15 protein-coding genes are annotated in these 18,269 nt (G+C 43.2%); 1 reads left to right on the top strand and 14 read right to left on the bottom strand.

The window, feature by feature from the left end; genetic code table 11:
• Position 1: 1 nt before the first annotated feature.
• The 4 genes from FTT83_RS02055 to tatA form a co-directional block, all read right to left on the bottom strand.
• Positions 2 to 2,026 (bottom strand): PhoX family phosphatase, encoded by a 2,025-nt coding sequence (locus FTT83_RS02055; RefSeq protein ID WP_180176165.1) that lies wholly within the window; start codon positions 2,024 to 2,026, stop codon positions 2 to 4.
• A 207-nt stretch (positions 2,027 to 2,233) separates the two neighbouring features.
• The gene (tatC, locus tag FTT83_RS02050) at positions 2,234 to 3,010 is read right to left on the bottom strand and encodes a twin-arginine translocase subunit TatC (RefSeq protein ID WP_180174223.1); all 777 of its coding nucleotides are present in this window, start codon (positions 3,008 to 3,010) and stop codon (positions 2,234 to 2,236) included.
• Positions 3,007 to 3,432 carry a Sec-independent protein translocase protein TatB gene (gene tatB / locus FTT83_RS02045; RefSeq protein ID WP_180174222.1) on the bottom strand — a complete coding sequence of 142 codons (426 nt, stop codon included), beginning with the start codon at positions 3,430 to 3,432 and terminating at the stop codon, positions 3,007 to 3,009. The genes tatC and tatB overlap by 4 nt, the downstream gene beginning before the upstream one ends.
• A gap of 12 nt (positions 3,433 to 3,444) precedes the next feature.
• Entirely contained in the window at positions 3,445 to 3,663 is a 219-nt protein-coding gene (gene tatA, locus FTT83_RS02040; RefSeq protein WP_180174221.1) for a Sec-independent protein translocase subunit TatA, read from the bottom strand.
• 192 nt (positions 3,664 to 3,855) lie between these two features.
• Here tatA and FTT83_RS02035 point away from each other — a divergent pair, with 192 nt between their 5' ends.
• Entirely contained in the window at positions 3,856 to 4,737 is an 882-nt protein-coding gene (locus FTT83_RS02035; protein ID WP_180174220.1) for a permease, read from the top strand.
• A 180-nt stretch (positions 4,738 to 4,917) separates the two neighbouring features.
• Here FTT83_RS02035 and rdgB read toward each other — a convergent pair whose 3' ends face one another.
• The 10 genes from rdgB to FTT83_RS01985 all read right to left on the bottom strand — a co-directional run bounded on the left by rdgB (position 4,918) and on the right by FTT83_RS01985 (position 17,698).
• Complete coding sequence (gene rdgB / locus FTT83_RS02030) at positions 4,918 to 5,544, bottom strand: RdgB/HAM1 family non-canonical purine NTP pyrophosphatase (RefSeq protein WP_180174219.1); 627 nt, start codon at positions 5,542 to 5,544, stop codon at positions 4,918 to 4,920.
• Positions 5,545 to 5,651: 107 nt separating this feature from the next.
• Positions 5,652 to 6,239 carry a tetratricopeptide repeat protein gene (locus tag FTT83_RS02025; RefSeq protein ID WP_086195405.1) on the bottom strand — a complete coding sequence of 196 codons (588 nt, stop codon included), beginning with the start codon at positions 6,237 to 6,239 and terminating at the stop codon, positions 5,652 to 5,654.
• Positions 6,236 to 6,829 (bottom strand): methionine biosynthesis protein MetW, encoded by a 594-nt coding sequence (gene metW, locus FTT83_RS02020; protein WP_086175817.1) that lies wholly within the window; start codon positions 6,827 to 6,829, stop codon positions 6,236 to 6,238. The genes FTT83_RS02025 and metW overlap by 4 nt, the downstream gene beginning before the upstream one ends.
• Positions 6,829 to 7,989, bottom strand: a complete 1,161-nt coding sequence (locus FTT83_RS02015) for a homoserine O-acetyltransferase (protein ID WP_086175816.1) — start codon at positions 7,987 to 7,989, stop codon at positions 6,829 to 6,831. The genes metW and FTT83_RS02015 overlap by 1 nt, the downstream gene beginning before the upstream one ends.
• Positions 7,990 to 8,077: 88 nt before the next feature.
• Positions 8,078 to 9,775, bottom strand: coding sequence for a 2-isopropylmalate synthase (gene leuA, locus FTT83_RS02010; protein WP_180174218.1), 1,698 nt, complete (start codon positions 9,773 to 9,775; stop codon positions 8,078 to 8,080).
• A 269-nt stretch (positions 9,776 to 10,044) separates the two neighbouring features.
• On the bottom strand, positions 10,045 to 11,148 hold the full coding sequence (locus FTT83_RS02005; RefSeq protein ID WP_180174217.1) for an alpha-hydroxy acid oxidase: 1,104 nt from the start codon (positions 11,146 to 11,148) through the stop codon (positions 10,045 to 10,047).
• The gene (locus FTT83_RS02000; RefSeq protein WP_180174251.1) at positions 11,145 to 11,828 is read right to left on the bottom strand and encodes a Fe2+-dependent dioxygenase; all 684 of its coding nucleotides are present in this window, start codon (positions 11,826 to 11,828) and stop codon (positions 11,145 to 11,147) included. Before FTT83_RS02000 ends, FTT83_RS02005 begins: the two co-directional genes overlap by 4 nt.
• Positions 11,829 to 11,979: 151 nt before the next feature.
• Complete coding sequence (locus tag FTT83_RS01995) at positions 11,980 to 14,229, bottom strand: catecholate siderophore receptor Fiu (protein WP_180176166.1); 2,250 nt, start codon at positions 14,227 to 14,229, stop codon at positions 11,980 to 11,982.
• A 368-nt stretch (positions 14,230 to 14,597) separates the two neighbouring features.
• Positions 14,598 to 15,281: a Fe2+-dependent dioxygenase gene (locus FTT83_RS01990; RefSeq protein WP_180176167.1), complete on the bottom strand. Its 684-nt coding sequence runs from the start codon at positions 15,279 to 15,281 to the stop codon at positions 14,598 to 14,600.
• A gap of 110 nt (positions 15,282 to 15,391) precedes the next feature.
• Positions 15,392 to 17,698: a TonB-dependent siderophore receptor gene (locus tag FTT83_RS01985; RefSeq protein ID WP_180176168.1), complete on the bottom strand. Its 2,307-nt coding sequence runs from the start codon at positions 17,696 to 17,698 to the stop codon at positions 15,392 to 15,394.
• Positions 17,699 to 18,269 lie beyond the last annotated feature (571 nt).

The raw sequence follows: 18,269 nt of genomic DNA, 5'->3' as shown, positions 1-18,269 counted from the left end.
TTTATTTACTTGGTATTGCTTTCTTTTGCATTGATGGAGCGATTGGGTCAGCCGTAATATAACCCACCGCCGCAGCGAACTTTTTGTTGTAGTTTGCATCAATTGCAGTGTCAATTTGCGTCAGTAAATCTGTGCTTAAGCCGCTACGTGCACCAGTTACAGCATCGATTTTATAGAAACGATTCCATTCATCACCTGGGTGCTGGAAGTTACTCATGATGTAGGTCCAGCCATTCACTTCATCTACGGCATGCAAACCTGTTGATTCTGCACCTGCTGGGGTAGATAAGATACGGTCCAATGTTTTTGCATCAACATTATATGCCCATAGATAGTTATTTAAATGGTTGCCTGAATCTTCACCGATGAACAAAGTGCGTAGTTTTTCTGAGAACTTTAAGTTATCTGGACTAGCAATTTTTTCTGGATTTGCCGTATTACCAAAAGTATCAATGCTAATATCTTCACCCATTAGTAACATATGACTTTGCGCAGGTATCCATTCACTTTGAATAAGTGTTCCTGTGCTGTCAACTTGATTACCTTTAAGGTCATGTGCAAGCACGCCACCGGCTTTTAATGCTTTTGCGAATTTAATATTATGCGCAGCAACGTAACTGCTTGTATTTACAACCATTGAGTCTTGTATGTTGGCAAGTGCCGAGTAAGCCACTTTATCCTTGATATTTACCGTTGTGCCTTCCATTTTGGTAAATGCCATGCTCGCACCCATCAGGGCCGCATAACGATGAGTTTCCAGGAAAGCGGCTACTTTTTCCATACCTGGTTTGATTTTGACCCAAAGCTTTTTCTTCGCCAATGTGATTTCAGTATAGCTGGCATCATTTGGATTTACGTTTAAGCTTTCCATGATGTCTGTTGGTTGAATATTCTGAACATTGACCAGATCTTCAATTTCTTTGCTGGTTGCAGAACCAAGCTTAATCCACTCGATACGTGCTGTAGAGGTTTCATTTAATTCATCTTTGTATTTAGCAGCATAGAGTGTTCCCGCAGAAAGGTCTTTCTCTTTATCTGCAATGAACATAAAGAAACCGCCATTGGTATAGTCATCACCCATGATGACGGTTTTATTGTCAGGCATGACCTGAACTAGTTCATGTGAAATACGACCTAAACAATAATGCTTCTTGATGCTACCTGTACCATCTAAGTTCACGATCACTTCGGGTAAATGGCCATAGTTATATGGTTTTACTTTGGTCATATCATTATTAAAGAAATATTTTCCAAATCCAGTTGGAGCTGGACCACCAATGCCTTGGTTGAAAGCATCAGGTTCATATTCTTCACTTGAAAGATGGGTATTCCACGGAGAAAGACTTGCACCACAAGTAATCCATAAACCGTGCACCGGTGCAGTATTCACGTTGAAATATTTTTTAAGTTCTAGATGACCTGTTTTTTGATCTTGGTCAAGTGTAAGAATAGCAATTGGAGAAGGCAATTGACCGTAGGTATCTGCACCTGACTGGTCTTTTGAATTATATTCAAACTGAACCACATGGAATATTGGGGTCGTCACACCGTCTACTTTTGCATCTTTCAAATGAATTAAAGATGAACCATCTGGAGCATCAGAAAAGAATTGACGTTCTTGTTCTACGACGGATTTATCCATAATTGGGTTGCCATTCACATCAAAATAGCCACCGGCAACAATTGTTCCACCACCATGTTTTGGCACAGTTTGACCTGTAACAAAGAAGGGTTTATATGCAAGCTGATATTCTGTATTTGTTGCATCATCCCAAGTAATTTGTAGTTTTGATTTAACCGATGTCGTCGCCATGTCAGCAACCGTGTTCGGCGCAACCATTGGGGTAAATTTAGCACTTTTAAAATTGACAGGTTTTGTCGGTGGAGTGGTAATGATGTCTGAATCACTATTATTACACCCCGTTAATGCTGCTGTTGTGGCCATTGCCCCAAGCGGTAAAAAAGGAATTCCAGAAAACCATTTTAAAAGATCGCGACGAGTTGGCTGATGAGAAGTGGTTGTCATATTAAATCCGTAAAGTGTAATTAAGTTATTGTTTAGTTGATTATCATGAGCGATTGTATAAACGGGTGATGACAGTTTTTTTACACTTTTTGGTCAATTTAAAGACAATTTATTTTATTTAAAAATAATAAAATCAATACCTTAATATATATAAATAAAAACTCCAAACTTGCGTTTCAGGTTTGGAGCCGAGTAAAAGCAGTGTGATTATGGTTTGAATGCATGGCGCTTTTCTAACATCTTTCCAAGAAATAATCCTATTTCAAATAATAACCACATGGGAATGGCAAGCATCACCATGGAAAGTGCATCCGGTGGCGTCACAAACATGGCGACAAAGAAACAGCCCACCACAATGAAGCGGCGTTTTTCTGCCAGACTTTGCGTGCTGACCACACCAATCAGAATCAGGACTAAAGTGATAATTGGAATTTCAAAGGTTAATCCAAACACCAAAAACAGTTTTAAACAAAAGCCTAAATAACTGTTGATGTCGGTCATTGGTGCAACGCTCTCCGGCGACACACTGATAAAGAAATGCAAAATTGCCGGCAAGGTAATGAAGTAGGCAAAAGCTATGCCTAAGTAAAATAAAGAAATACTACCAGCTAAAAGTGGAATAGCGAGGTGACGCTCTTTTTCATACAGGGCCGGGCGTACAAATGACCATAGGAAGTATATGATGAGCGGCATCGCCAGCATCAAGGCCACAAATAAGTTCAGCTTAAACGGTGCCATAAAGGTTGCAGTAACATCGGTGGCAATCATGGTGGAACTGACAGGCAGTTGTTGTCTGAGCGGTTCTGACAAAAGCTGATAAGTATAATTGCGAAATGGCAATAAGCAGAAAAACAGCAGCAGGGTAATAGCAACGATTTTAAATAGATACTGACGCAGAACGATTAAATGCTGCATCACAGGCATTTGTTCCAGATTTTCAGTCTCTGATTTGACTTCAGCAGTAGGCAATTGACTTTGGCTCATACGGCAATCTTCAATGTAGAGGGGAGATAAGAGCGTGAAACCTTGACTGCATCAGCGCCATGTAACTGAACAAAATTCGCTGAAAAGGGTGTCAAACGACACGGACTGAGCCAGGTATAATAAAGGGGGGAAGATGGCTCTTGAGTCTTTTCTTGTTGTGTTGACTGGGTCAAATGATCCAGCTGCTTTTGCAAGCGTTGTTCTATTTCTGTCATGCGGTCAATTTCTTTCTGAATTTCTTCACGAAACTCTGAAAGTTTCAGTTCCCGATCGACTTCGGTTTGAACACTATGAATAAAGCGCTTCGCTTTACCATACCATTTCGCGGCAAAACGCGCAGCTTCGGGCAGTTTTTCAGGACCCAAAACCAGCAGTGCAATAATGGCAAAGCACAGCAGTTCAGTCATACCGACATTTAGCATGGCTGCACTCGCTTAGCTTTTTACAGTATTTTCAGTGTTTTTAACCTGAGCATCAATGGTGCGGGGTTCTTGCAGTTGAGCATGTTCAGCATCATCATCTTTGATCGATTTTTTAAAATCCTTAACGGCCCCCCCGATATCCTTACCCAGATTTTTCAGTTTGGATGTGCCAAACAATAAAATCACCACAATTGCAAAAATGACAACGTGCCAAATTGATAATCCTGCCATGTTATTTTCCTCTATTTTTGTTGTCCTTATCTCAACAGGCTTTGATGACAAAGCGGTGACGTTTCTGTTTCGGTTTTAAGACAAAGCGATTCATGGCTAGATGAATATGAAAAATGAGTCCTGCAAGATCATGTTTGAATATCAGCTGTGCTAGGATGGATTTCTTAAGTAAAAAACCAAGTTTGCACCCTCATGGCACTGATTCTTCCTCTTATTTCTTTTCTTGCCGGATATTGGGGAGTGCATGTTTTAAAGCCGATCCGGCCATTATTGGCAGCTTTGCTGGCCCGTCTCTTTATACCGCTACTGATCATTTACAATATGGTGTTTTATAAAGAAGGCAGTCTATGGCTGATCGGTTTCAGCTTGTTCAGTTCGATTATTTTCTTCAGTGGTTTTTATTATTTTCAACAAGACAAATTACGTGCCCTGTGTTTTAGTTATTTGAATGGTGCATGGTTAGGCCTTCCTTTTGCTTTAGCCGTCTTTGGGCCGGAAGCCAGCAGCACCATTGTCGCCTTATATATCGGCGGCTCTTTATTTGGCAATATCTGTGCAGTGATGGCGGTGAGTGAAACCCGGCAGGATAGGGGATTTATTATTAAAAATGTGCTGCTTTCACCACCTGTTATTGCATTAAGTATCGCCACCCTGCTATCTGGTTGGGATTTAAGCAAATATGAATTTCATCCGGTAATTCAGCTGATTTACCAAACCAATAAGGTCTTGGTGACTTTTGCTGGGATGTGCATTTTGGGCATGTGGCTGAGTAAAGTCAGAATCGGCTGGAGGGATTTGAAACGTAGCTTATTGATCATCAGTAGCCGTATGCTGTTGGCTGTTTTATTGTGTGCAGCAGCTTATCTGTTTTTGCCGATTCCGCATCAATGGCTGACGTTTGCGGTGATGTTGATGTTCTTTATATTGCCGCCAGCAGCGAATATTGTGGCACTGGAAACGCATTATCAGGGGACGGGCTATTCAGCAAAATATATTGCGTCGGGTACTGTGGCCAGTGCGATATTGATCGGGATTTATGGCGTAATGTTGCATGCATTGGTGTCGGGTTTATAAAAATATAAAAAAGTCCTCTCTCCCTGTGGGAGAGAGTTAGAGAGAGGGTCTAAAAGCTTTGCTTTAGAGAAAGATAATTTTTTTCTCTCCTACTAGGAGTAGGTTTAGGGAGAGATGTATTTTAAAAATCCCTCACCCCAGCCCTCTCCCAAAAGGAGAGGAGGTAATAAGAGGCGGAAATTACTTCTCTAGGCTCGCCTTAAACAACTGCATCGCCTGACCACGATGGCTGATTTTATTTTTATCTTCCTTACTCATCTCTGCACTAGAAATACCCAGTTCAGGCAACCAGAATAGCGGGTCATAACCAAAACCGTTTTCGCCACGAGGCGCTTCCAGCACTTCACCTGTCCAGATGCCTTGAAAAATTTGAGGCAGCGGATCTTCAGCATGTTGAACCAGCGCAAGTACGCAAACAAACATGCCCTCAATACTTTCACCTTCTTTACGAAGCGGTTTAAGTCGGGTTAACAGTTTTTCATTGTTGGAGGTATCATTACCATGTTCGCCGGCAAAGCGAGCAGAATAAATACCTGGCGCACCACCCAGTACAGGAACACAAATCCCGGAATCATCGGCAATTGCCGGTTTGCCTGAAATTTTAGATGCATGACGGGCTTTAATAATGGCATTTTCAACAAAGCTCAAACCATCTTCAATTGCATCTTCAATATTCAGTTTGCCTTGAGGAATCACTTCAACAGGCAGATTTAACTCGGCAAACATTTTTTCAAATTCAGCAATTTTCCCTTTGTTGTTACTCGCAAGAACAAGTGTGCCTTGAGATAACCAATCTTGTGCAGACATTCTATAAAAACTCTAATCTTTAAAATAAGTTCAATTTTACCTGAAATAGGGACTAACAATCAGCCAATAAAAAAGCACCCGAAGGTGCTTTATAGAATTAGGCAGAATTACTGTGCCTGAATCCACTTGTCCGCACGGTCACGCGCTTGACGAATCTGTTCTTGGCTCAAGTTAGCAGCCAAAGCGGTTTTCTTGCCTTCAGACAGTGAAATCACTTTATTGTCGAGCATGCCATCACGGGTAGACAATTCATACCACTGATATGCGCCGACATAGTTTTTCTTTTGTTCTTCCATCATGGCCAGATTAAAGCTGGCACGGTTATCGCCACGGCTTGCTGCTTTTTCAAAATATTTACGTGCTAAAGCTTCATCTTTTTTGGTGCCAATACCATCAGCCAGCATACGACCGACATTCAATTGTGCAGCAGTCAGACCTTGATCGGCAGCAGCTTTGTACCAGGAAAAAGCTTGCTGCTCATCCTTCTGGACCTCTCTGCCTTGCTGATATCGGGTACCGAGATAAAATTGTGCAGCGGGTTGACCGGCTTTGGCAGCTTTGGTCAGGTTGTTAATATCCATAACAGAATACTGCGCAGCCTGGCTCGAAACCGATGCCGTAGGTGCAACATATTCTGCATGGGCTTGAATGCTAAACAGTCCAGCCAATAGTGTGCTTAATAATATTTTTTTCATAGTGCGCTCACTCGATAAATAGCGACTTCACCAAACAGATTCGGGATATGTTTACTGAGTAAACTACCTTGCTGATCCCCATTCACGGCAAGTCGATTAATAATCCGGATATCATTTTCCGCACACAGTGCTTCAAAATCACGGAAAGTACATAAATGAATATTTGGCGTGTTATACCACATATACGGTAAAGCTTCCGAAACCGGCATCCTTCCTTTTAATGCCAAGAAAGACCGGGTCTTCCAGTGGGCAAAGTTAGGAAAGGTGATAATCGCCTGTTTCCCCACACGCACCATATCACGCAATAATACGTCTGGTGCATCTACAGCTTGCAAGGCCTGTGCCATCACCACATAGTCGAAGGACTGGTCTGCAAAGCGGCTTAAACCGAGGTTTAAGTCTTGTTGGATAATATTTAACCCCCGACTTACCGCAATTGCAATCTTTTCCTGATCAATTTCTAGGCCATATGCACGAATATTGTGCTTTTTACTCATATGTGCCAGCAGTTCGCCATCACCACAGCCTAAATCCAGTACGCTGGAATCGGGTTTAATCCATTTTTCTGCCAGTTGATGATCGATACGCATTACACAGTCTCCTTAGGTGTGGCTTCGAGGTGTTCTGCACCACCTAAAAATGCACGTAATGATTTAACGTAAAGCGGAATCGGGAACAGGAACGAGTCGTGACCCTGTTCTGCATCAATATCGACATAGCTGACAGGTTTATGGTTGCTGATCAGTGCATCGACAATTTCTTGTGAACGCTGCGGGGTAAAACGCCAGTCGGTGGTAAAGGACACCACCAGAAACTTGCATTGGGTATTGGCCATGGCTTTTTTCAAGGACTGCTCGTACTCGCGTGATGGGTCAAAGTAGTCCAGCGCCTTGGTCATAATCAGGTAAGTGTTGGCATCAAAGTTACGACTGAACTGCTCGCCCTGATAACGCAAATAACTTTCAACCTGGAACTCGACATCAAAACCGTACATAAATTTGCCCGACTTCAAGTCACGGCCAAATTTCTGTTTCATGGCTTCTTCAGACAGATAGGTAATATGACCGACCATACGTGCCAGAATCAGGCCACGTTTAGGATAGCTATCATTTTCCAGATAACGGCCATTATGGAAGTCGGGATCAGACAGAATCGACTGACGTGCCACTTCGTTAAAGGCAATATTCTGTGCCGATAGTTTTGGAGCACTGGCAATGATCACGCATTTTTTTAAACGGTCCGGATAATCCACCGACCATTGCAAAGCCTGCATGCCGCCCAGAGAACCGCCAATAATGGCATACCAGACATCAATGCCCATGCGGTCAGAGAGCAGGGCCTGGGTTTTGACCCAGTCACGCACGGTGACCAGAGGAAAATCCGGTCCATAAGGACGGTTGTCATTTTCCGGATTGGGCGAAATCGGGCCGGTTGAACCGCTGCAACCGCCAATATTATTCAGGGCGACGACAAAGAATTTAGAGGTATCAATGGCTTTACCTGGTCCAATACATGCATCCCACCAACCCGGTTTGCGGTCATCTTCATGATGATAACCTGCCGCATGGTGATGGCCAGACAAGGCATGACAAATCAGAATGGCATTGGATTTGTCGGCATTGAGTTCGCCATAAGTTTCGACCATGAGCTCAAAACGTGGAAGAATTCGGTCACATTCGAGCTCTAACGGCTCTTCGAAAATAAACTTTTGCGGGGTAACTAAGCCCACTGAGTCAGCTGGAAAAGACACAGGAAATTTTCGCCTTAAATCTTTAGGATGAATAACAAAAGGATACCACTTGAGGGTATCCTTTCTAAAGTTTTTTATTTGATATTGCTTATACGGCAGCAGCAATGACCTGATCGGTACTTAATACACCCTGGTCAATCAAGCGGTTGGTGCAGGCAATAATCGCTTCGATAGATGAGGTCACGATGTTGTCATGCACTCCAGCACCAAAGGCTGATTTACCGGCACCTTTGACCTGAAGCTCAACCAAGGCCAAGGCTTTGGCATTTGCACCAGAACCGATACTGCGTTCTTCATAGTTCAACACATCAATTGGCAACTGTAATGCATTCAAGATGGCAGAAATCGGACCGTTACCTTCACCACGCAAGTGCTGAACTTCGCCGTTTACTTCAATATCTAACTCAATGACTTGATTGCCATTTTCATCGGACAATTTGTAGTTTTTAGCAGAGTAATGTGAATCTTTCACGGCCACATAAGTATCTTTAAACAATGCCCAGATGTCTTGTGCAGAAACTTCTTTGGCTTGCTCGTCAGTCACCTGTTGAACCACTTGCGAAAATTCAATCTGTAAACGACGCGGCAACACCACGTTGTAATTGGATTCTAACAAGTAGGCAATACCACCTTTACCCGACTGTGAATTCACGCGAATCACGGCATCGTAATCACGGCCCAAGTCTTTAGGATCGATTGGCAAGTAAGGCATATCCCAGATTTCTTCATTTTTCTGGAATTCAAAACCTTTCTTGATGGCATCCTGATGTGAACCGGAGAATGCAGTGAACACCAAGTCGCCTGCATATGGATGGCGAGGGTGGACTGGCAAGCCTGTGCATTCTTCAACAGTGGCAATAATTTCGTTAATGTTGGAGAAATCTAGGTGCGGTGCAACACCCTGGGTATACATGTTCAAGGCCACAGCTGCCACATCGACGTTACCAGTACGTTCGCCATTGCCAAATACACAACCTTCGACACGGTCTGCACCCGCCATAATCGCCAATTCAGTCGCTGCGATACCACAACCACGGTCATTGTGGCAGTGTACGGAAATAATCACACCATCACGACGCTCGATATTGCGGTGCATCCACTCGACCTGGTCGGCATAGATATTCGGGCTAGATACCTCTACGGTTGCAGGTAAGTTTAAAATGACTTTATTTTCAGGTGATGCTTCCCAGATTTCAGTCACGGCATCACAGGCTGCTTTCGCCACTTCCAATTCGGTTGCAGAGAAACATTCTGGACTGTACTGGAATACAAATTCAGTTTCAGGATATTGTGCTGCGTATTGTTTCACTTTGGTCGCAGCATTGATCGCCAACTGACGAGCACCTTCCACATCGACATTCAAAACTTTTTGACGGAAAGTCGGAGAGTTGGAGTTGTAGATATGCACGATGGCACGTTTCGCACCGACCAAGGATTCGAAAGTACGCTGAATTAAATGATCACGAGCCTGCACCAAAACTTCAATGTACACGTCATGCGGAATATGACCTTCTTCAATCAATTTACGGGTGAAGTCAAAGTCAATTTGCGATGCAGACGGGAAGCCAATTTCAATATGTTTGAAACCAATTTTCACCAACATCTGGAACATCTTGAATTTTTGATCCATATCCATCGGTTCAAAAATGGCTTGGTTACCATCACGTAAGTCGGTACTCATCCATATTGGCGCTTTGGTAATTTCGTTATTTGGCCATTGGCGGTCTGGCAAGTCTACACGCTGGTACATGCGACGATATTTTTTACTTGGATCAGCCAACATCATGAGGTAACTCCTTGAGTAGCATGGGTTGCTTTCAGTGGGTAGATCACGGCAACGTACTACGAATATAGATTGTGTCTATTCTATTAATTTGCAAGCTGGGTACCTAAAAGGATGGGTCGAAAGTTATAAAAAAACCATCAATTCCTATCACTTGGCTTTATCGCAGCTTTTGCAAAGCTATAACTTAATCTTACTGGATTTATTCTGGAAATATTTTTCTTTTTTTGCATATAAAACTGGAGCGTGGGAAATATTTTCCATAAGCAGTACTATTTATGGAAAATATACTCATCAGTGATGTCATTTAGCGTGGCTGTTCCCATTAATGCCATGGTAATCTCAAATTCTTCCTTCAGTATTTTAATCACATGTGCCACACCCAGTGCTCCCGCAGTTGCCAGTCCATAAATATAAGGACGCCCGATGAAAACCGCCGCAGCACCCAGGGCAAGGGCTTTAAACACATCTGAACCACGGCGAATCCCACCATCATAGAGCAGCGGAAAATCGGCCGGCAGCACTTTTTTAATCAACTGCAATGCAGTCAGTGGAGGAATGCAAGTATCTAATACACGACCACCATGATTGGATACAATCAGGCATTGTACGCCGTGCTGTATGGCCAGCAGCGCATCCTGCGGATTGACGATTCCTTTTAAAATAACCGGTAATGAGGTCTGATGAACCATCCAGGCAATATCCTCCCAAGTCGGTGCAATTTTCATCAAACCATTAAATACGGGATGATCCCCCTCATGTAGTTCAGGCAAGGGGATATGCGCCGCTGTATGCGGATGCTGCATGCCTTCCGGCAAATGGAAAAATACCCGGCGTTCACGGTCACGGATACCAGTATGCGGTGAATCCACGGTAATCACCAGGGCTTTAAAATTGTGCTGTTCGGCCAGTTTTACCAGCACCAGCGATTTTTCCCGGTCACCTTGCCAATAGAGTTGAAACCACTTGTATGGATTGTCCTGTTTCAGTTGGCGCATGTCAGTATTGCTAAAGGTACTGAGTACCATATTGCTGCCCAATACTTCTGCGGCCAGTGCGGTTGCTGCTTCAGCTTCAGGATGGAACTGCTGCTGGTGTCCAATCGGGGCCAGAAAAATTGGGTGCGGATATTCCTGCCCTAAAATTTTACAGCGGGTATGACCTTGAGTCAGGTCTTTGAGCATTCGGGGCAATAAGTGAATCTGTTGAAACTGATCCAGATTGGCGCGAACGCTGACCTCATCCATAGAGCCGCCTTGCAAGTATTGCCATACCATATCAGGCAGATGCTTTTGTGCTTCAATTTCATAATCGGCAATGGTTTGTAAATAAGCCGGAATCTGCGAGAGGGGAGCAAGGGGTGCAACGGTTTTCATAGGTCGCCCCATTGGCGTAATAGGTTATGGTAATGACTGGTCAAACCCAGAATTTCTTCGTTATCGCCAATCTGCTGGCGCAATTTAATAATGTTCATGTCGAGGTTAAACAGCATGCTGCGTTGCCAGTCATCTTTGACTATGCTTTGTATCCAGGTACATGCCGCTATCCGTTTGCCTTGGGTCACCGGTTCCACCCGATGTAAACTGGTGGCCGGGTAGAGTATGGCATCTCCCGCATCGAGCTTGACTTCATGACTGCCATAATTGTCTTCCACAATCAGTTCACCACCTGCATATTCATCCGGTTCAGATAAAAACACGGTGATGGAAACGTCAGTACGAATAGCTTGTCCGATGCTGCTGGAATATTGCACGGCATTATCGACATGATTGCCATAATGCCCCTGATCCTGATAGCAGTTAAATAAAGGCGGAAGAATATGCTTGGGCAATGCCGCAGATTTGAGCTGGAGGTTGTGTTGTAAGGCCTGAAGAATTTTGGCCGCAAAGGATTGATAAGCAATGCTGTTGGGATCAATCTGTAGATTATTTTTTATTTTTTGTGCCTGAAAGCCGGCACTGTGCTGACCCTGAATCCAGGCCTGACTGTTATCTAATTGTTGTCGTAGCTCGACAACCTGCTGTTTGCTTAGAATTTCAGGAATATGTAACATCATCAGCTTGATCTGCATCCCTAACATTAATTGGATTCAAAAATAAATCATGTAGTGCATTAGGTACAGTTGCTATTTCATACACGAGGAGTCAACAGTCACTAAATCTAACACACTATATTTATACTCAATCTGCTAAGACTTGGCGAATGGCTTAAAACTTATAGTTAAAGGTTAAAGCTGCAGAACGCGGTTGTCCTAATATCACACGGCCACCGCCATTATTGAGGGTACTGATGTATTCCTTGTCTGCCAGATTATAGACATTCAAGTTGACCGAGGCATTTTTATTGAAGTTATAGCCCGCCATGGCATCAAACACCACATAGCCCGGAATGTTTGGCATATTCGCCGCTGCCGTGCTATCGGTAATCACACGCTTTTGCTCATCCACATAACGTGCGCCTAAACCCAGTTTAAAGCCGGCAACATCATAGGTCGACCATAAGCTTGCTGTCCATTCAGGTGACCAGCGCACATTGTTGGTTCGGGTAATTGCGCCAGTGGTTGCATTCACGCTCAGCTGATCTTCTTGTTCGGTTTTCATGTGCGCAACGCCGGCAGACACATTCCATGCTTCGGTAATTTTACCCACAGCACTCAGTTCAACCCCTTTTACGCTCGTTTTACCTTGCTGAATGGATTCTTGAGTAATCGCATCCTGGGTAAACTGGTTTTCATTTTCAGTGTAATAGGCAGCAGCATTAAGTGCCAGCTGATCATTCAGCAGATCCCACTTGGTGCCAATTTCATAGTGATGGGTTTCTTGCGGTTTTGCAGCCGCACTGTTAATTCCTTCTGCTGAAAGACTAAAGTTGGCACTTCCCGGAGGGGTCAGGGATTTGGCATAAGAAGCATATACGCTACTTTTAGCGGTAGGTTTAAATAGGCCGCCCAGTTTCCAGCTGACCAAGGTGTCATTCGCACCAAAACTTGCAGGAACCAAGCTGCTGCTACCCGATGGCAAGGTCAAAGCATCATATTCGGTATCATAATAGTCGACCCGTACTCCGCCATTCAGCTGGAAGCGCTCACCAAATTTAAGCGTGTCGAATAAATAGGCGGCAGCTGTATCGGTTTCACCATGGGTATAGCCACCGTTATACATCAGTGCTGGCATTGCTTCATTGCGATCTGGATCATAAAGATTGGCCCAAGAGGTTGCTACCGTCGCTTGCCCCGGCATTTGTGTGGCCATGGTTTTGTTGTGTTGCTGTTCTTTTAAGAATTCCAGACCTGCAACCACATCATGCTCAATCGCACCGGTTTTTAAATTCAGGTTTAAAGTCGTTTGGTTAGCCAGAATCTTGTTTTCCTGATCGACACCCTGACGTGAACGGTTAACTTCCCAGTCTTTCGGATCAGTTGAACCATTGGTTCTTAAGCCCGCTGAACCGGTGTTGATCCCGGTTAAAACACGGTTCATGCTGGTTTTACCCAAACGGGTGATGTTGGTCAGCTTGACGTTTTCAGCCAGATCACTTTCAATTTTTGCCGTGTACATGTCTGCATCGACATCTTCATGGTCATTGGCCTGGCCATAATAATTTTCACGGTTGACTTTAGGCGCTGAAGCTAAAGCAGAATCGGCGTTGTAGAAACCCTTCATACCAATGGTCGGGATACCGCCATCCGGAATGTTACGTTGACGGATATGCTGTGAATAGAGATACAAACGGGTATCGCTATCCAGTCCAAAGGCAATCGAGGGTGCAATGGCCCAACCGTTATTTTCAATAAAATCGCGACCTTCAACGCCGCCGTCCTGTCCCATGGCATTTAAGCGAACTACAACGCTATCATTAATCACCTGATTGATATCAGCAGTCAGGCGGGCATGTTCTGCAGTATTGTAAGTGGCAAAAACTTCACGGCTATTTTCAGTTTGAGGCAGTTTGCTGGCCAGGTTGATATACCCTGATGCTGCACCACGACCAGCTTCCGCACCAGAAGGGCCTTTGACCACTTCAATCTGTTCCACGTTAAAGACATCACGGGTGACCGCACCCAAATCGCGGATACCATCAACATAGGTAGAGGTTTGAGTCGAAAAGCCGCGCATTTGAAAGGCATCACCGGCACTGGTATTGCCATTTTCACCCAGTTGCAGGGTAATTCCCGGGGTGTTTCTTAAGGCTTCTACCAAAGATGTTGCACCTTGTTCTTTTAATAGTTCTTTTTTAATCACTGAAATGGTTTGCGGGGTATCGACCAGTGGCTGGGTATATTTTGGGGAGCTGACGCTATCGGCTTTATATTTATTTTCTGCTTTAGATTCCAAGGTAATGGTTGGGAGCTGGGTTACGCCATTACTCGCCGCTGCATGAGTCATGAGCGGGAACGAGGCCGCTAATGCAACTAGTTGAGCATTTCTGTGGTGTTTACGGCTTTTGATGTGTGCCATGGTCAGTCATCCCTAGTTTCGTATATGACGGAATTCCAATACTGTTTTGCAACTTTTGTGGTCAGTAATCTGGAACTAAAAGTGAACGTATTGTTATGGAGTGTAACAATGGTGCAAATATTAATGATAATTATTATTATTTGCAATAAATTTATATAAGATTATCCGTTTTTATTTGAAATACTGTTTAAAAAAGTGCAATCGATATACTGAATCCATTGCACTATTGAAAAAGAATAATGATTGGGCTGTGATTTTTATGCTCACTGACAATGAAATGCTTAACTCTGCTGCTCAGTTTCAGGAAAATTAAAATTATCCTCGCATTCATGCAGCACTTGAATCATGGGCTTTTCATGATTTTAAACTTAGAGTTCCGCCCATTTACGCATTAAATTATGATAAAGATGGGTCAGCTTGATCACTTCTTCGTGCTTGTCACCCAACTGCATACGCAAGTTCTGAATGGACTGATCCAGATTAAACAGCATGTGGCGTTCAGCATCATCACGGATCATGCTTTGTACCCAAAAGAACGAAGCGAGACGGCAGCCGGAGGTTACCGGCGTGACTTCATGCACACTGGTGGAAGGGTAGAGAATCATATCGCCCGCGGGCAGTTTAACTTCATGATAGCCATAGGTGTCTTCTACCACCAGGTCGCCACCCTCATATTCTTCCGGTTCACTCAAAAAAACCGTGCAGGACAAATCCGTTCGTAAGCGCTCATTGCTGCCACGGATACGACGGATGGAATTGTCGACATGAAAACCAAAGGCTTCATTGTTTTCATAACGGTTAAACAGGGGAGGAATAATGTCGAGGGGAATAGCCGCAGATAAAAACAAGGGATGCTGACCCAATGATTCTAAAATGATGGTACTTAAGTGATGCGTCAGCGGATGATCTTCAGGCAATTGCTGGTTTTGCTTGACCGTTGCTGAAAGTGTGCCGGCAGTGACTTTACCATTGACCCATTCAATTTTTGCCATCTCATCACGGAAATATTGAACTTGTTCTTTACTCAGGACATGCGGAATATGATGGATCACGGCAATACACCTTTGGATGAATAAATTTTTGTAGCTATAAAAATAGCCTCATGATGAGGCTATTTTCAATAAAATCCCATAAATAAATTATGGGATTTTAAAAGTCAATTTTAGTATTTAAAGTTGAGCGACAATACTGCGCTACGCCCTTCAGCTTCAGTGGCATAGTGAGACGCATACGCTTTAGTGAAATAGCGTTCGTCAGACAGGTTATTGACATTCAATTGCAGGCCAACATTTTCATTGACGTTATAACGTGCCATGGCATCGTAACGCACATAACCTGGAACGTATTTGGTATTGGCTAGGTCGCCATAGACTTTGTCCATTGCAGTTGCACCAGCACCAAGTTGAAGTTGAGGAAGAACCTGATAGGTGGTCCAAAGTGTAGCGCTGTTTTTAGGAACATTCGGCATTTGGTTGCCGTTAAATACCGTTTGGTCAGTACAGGTTGTACCGCGACAGCTTACGCCATTCTTGGACGCTTCACTATCTAGGTAAGTATATCCTGCGCTGATATCCCATTTATCTGTAATTTTACCGTTCAAGCCAAGCTCGATACCGTCAACTTTGCTTTCGCCAATATTACTATAAGTAGTCGGGCTCAACTGGATACGCGCATTCTGCTTTTCAGTACGGAAAATAGCGGCAGTTAAATTCAAGCGATCTTGTAAAAGATCCCATTTGGTGCCAATTTCAAAAGTCTGGCTTTCTTCAGGGTCCAAGTTGCTATACGCTGCACCTATACCTTCAGAACCGTCACCAGCATCTACACCCACAGGGTTGGCAGATGTTGCATAGCTGGCATAGATTGAACCATTTTCAACCGGTTTAAAAGTAAGGCCTGCCTGATAAGTGAAGAAATCAGTATCACTTTCAGTTTTAACTTGCTCGCCAACTTGTCTTGTTGGAGGGGTGGTGGCTGAACCTAGAACAGCACTGTTACGTGCACCATAGGTCATGGTTTGTTCTGTATCAAACTTGTCCCAACGTAAGCCTAAATCTAAAATCCATTGTGGATTGAATTCAATGCTGTCCAGGAAATAAACAGAAGTGGACTTGGTTTGGGTGTTGTATTGGTCTGCACCTTCAGTACTGATACTTCCTGTCCATGGTCCCCGATTAGGATTCTGAACAGAAGTACACCAGCCCGAAGCAATATCGGCAGGGCTACAGTCATTGGTTGGAGTATCGTCCGGATTTAGAGTACCAGTCGCATTTTTGCCATTAATAATATATTGGGTACGATCTGTTTCTTGATCCGAATACTCGGCACCTAAGTTAAAGCTATGCTTAAGAGCGCCGGTATTAAATTTTCCGGTTAACGCTAACTGGTCGGTAAATGTATCGGTATCGGCAATACGTGAGTTTACACGTGCCCATACATTCCCATTCTTATAAATGTTTCCTTGAGAATCATCTGGGTTTGTCCACAGATAATCATTTTTAGAGCTGTTATAAACCGCGGTATTTGTAATGGTCAGATTGTCAGTCAGGTCATGTTCTAACTTGATTGTACCCACCTGATTTTCCTGTTTCTGGAAATCACGGTCTTCCCAGCCGTAATAAATGCCTTGCTTGACATCAATTGGCTTTCCTGAATATTGCGAATATCCAGTAGGATTGTTGTAGGGTACGCCTGAATCAGGAGTATCGTCTGTTTTTAGGTAGTAATAGCTTAAGGTCGCACGGGTAGGCGTATCCAAGCCAAAAGTAATACTTGGAGCAATACCGGCACGTTTGTATTCAGTGCCATCGGCCTGACCGGCTTTTTCATTATGGTGGCCCATTACTGCTACACGGGCAGCAATACCGTTACCAAAATCTTTGTTGCCATCTAAAGTAATACGCTGGTAATTGTCTGTACCTGCGCCAACAGAACCTTCTAATGAGTCGCCTTTTTTCGCAACTTTAGAAATCATGTTAACGCTACCGCCAGTCGTACCTGCACCGCCCATTGCAGAGGCTGAACCTTTGGTTACTTCAACCTGTTCGACAGCAAACATTTCACGGTTTTGTGAAGTGGCATTACGCACGCCATCGACGTACATCGAACTTTCTGAGTTATAACCGCGAATAAATGGACGGTCGCCATTCGGGTTGCCGCCTTCACCAGCCCCTAAAGTAATCCCGGGCACTGTACGCAAAGCATCGCTCAAAGTGGTCACTTGAGTATCTTCAATCAGCTGCTTGGAAATGACAGAAACTGATTTAGGTGTATCCAGCAAAGGAGCAACAAACTTGGAGTTGGCAGATTGATCTACTTTTAGACCTTGAGTTGTTTCTGCTTCCGCCTGAGCATGAATAGTTTCAAGTTGAGCAACTTGATCTTGTGCAAATGCATTTGCTGCCATCACTGAAAGTGAGGAAACAATCGCAGAAGATACGATTTTTTTGCGTGTTTTAATGAAGGCCATTTCGAACTCAAAAGGGTACTGTGAAAACGTATGAGAATAATAATGATTCTTATTTTTTATCACTATGAGTTATAATTGTAATTGGTAATCATTTTTAAGTTATCAATTTGTTTTTTGAATCAAATAATGTGGCTATTTAAAGTTAATTTATTGATTTATATATGTATCTTATATTTTAATGGTTTTTCTATTTTTAATTGGGAATATTGATGTTAATTTTTTTAACAGTGATATAGCCAATTACCAACAAAAATTTCATTTTGTATTCAATGTTTATGCTGAGTCCAAGCGTGTAATTCTACTTTTAAAGGCTATTCCTGATTTTAAGTAAATAATCTTTTTCGTAAAAAATAAAAACAGGGAATGCGATCATGAAATTTCTACTCAAAAGAGCTTTTTGCAGGAGGAACAGGGGATTTAGACAAAAATTATGAACTGTGGCTAAAACAGGGCTGAATGAGAACCACAAAAGATAGCCAGAAAAAATACTGAAATAAAAAGTATCAAACAGCGAAAAATAGGCGAAAGCGGTAAAAAAATATAGAAAATGGCGATGTTTATGCACTACAGA

Origin of the sequence: Acinetobacter sp. YH01018 (genome assembly GCF_013420295.1) — a bacterium.
Taxonomy (GTDB): Bacteria; Pseudomonadota; Gammaproteobacteria; order Pseudomonadales; family Moraxellaceae; genus Acinetobacter.
This window is presented reverse-complemented; position numbering and strand designations above follow the sequence as displayed.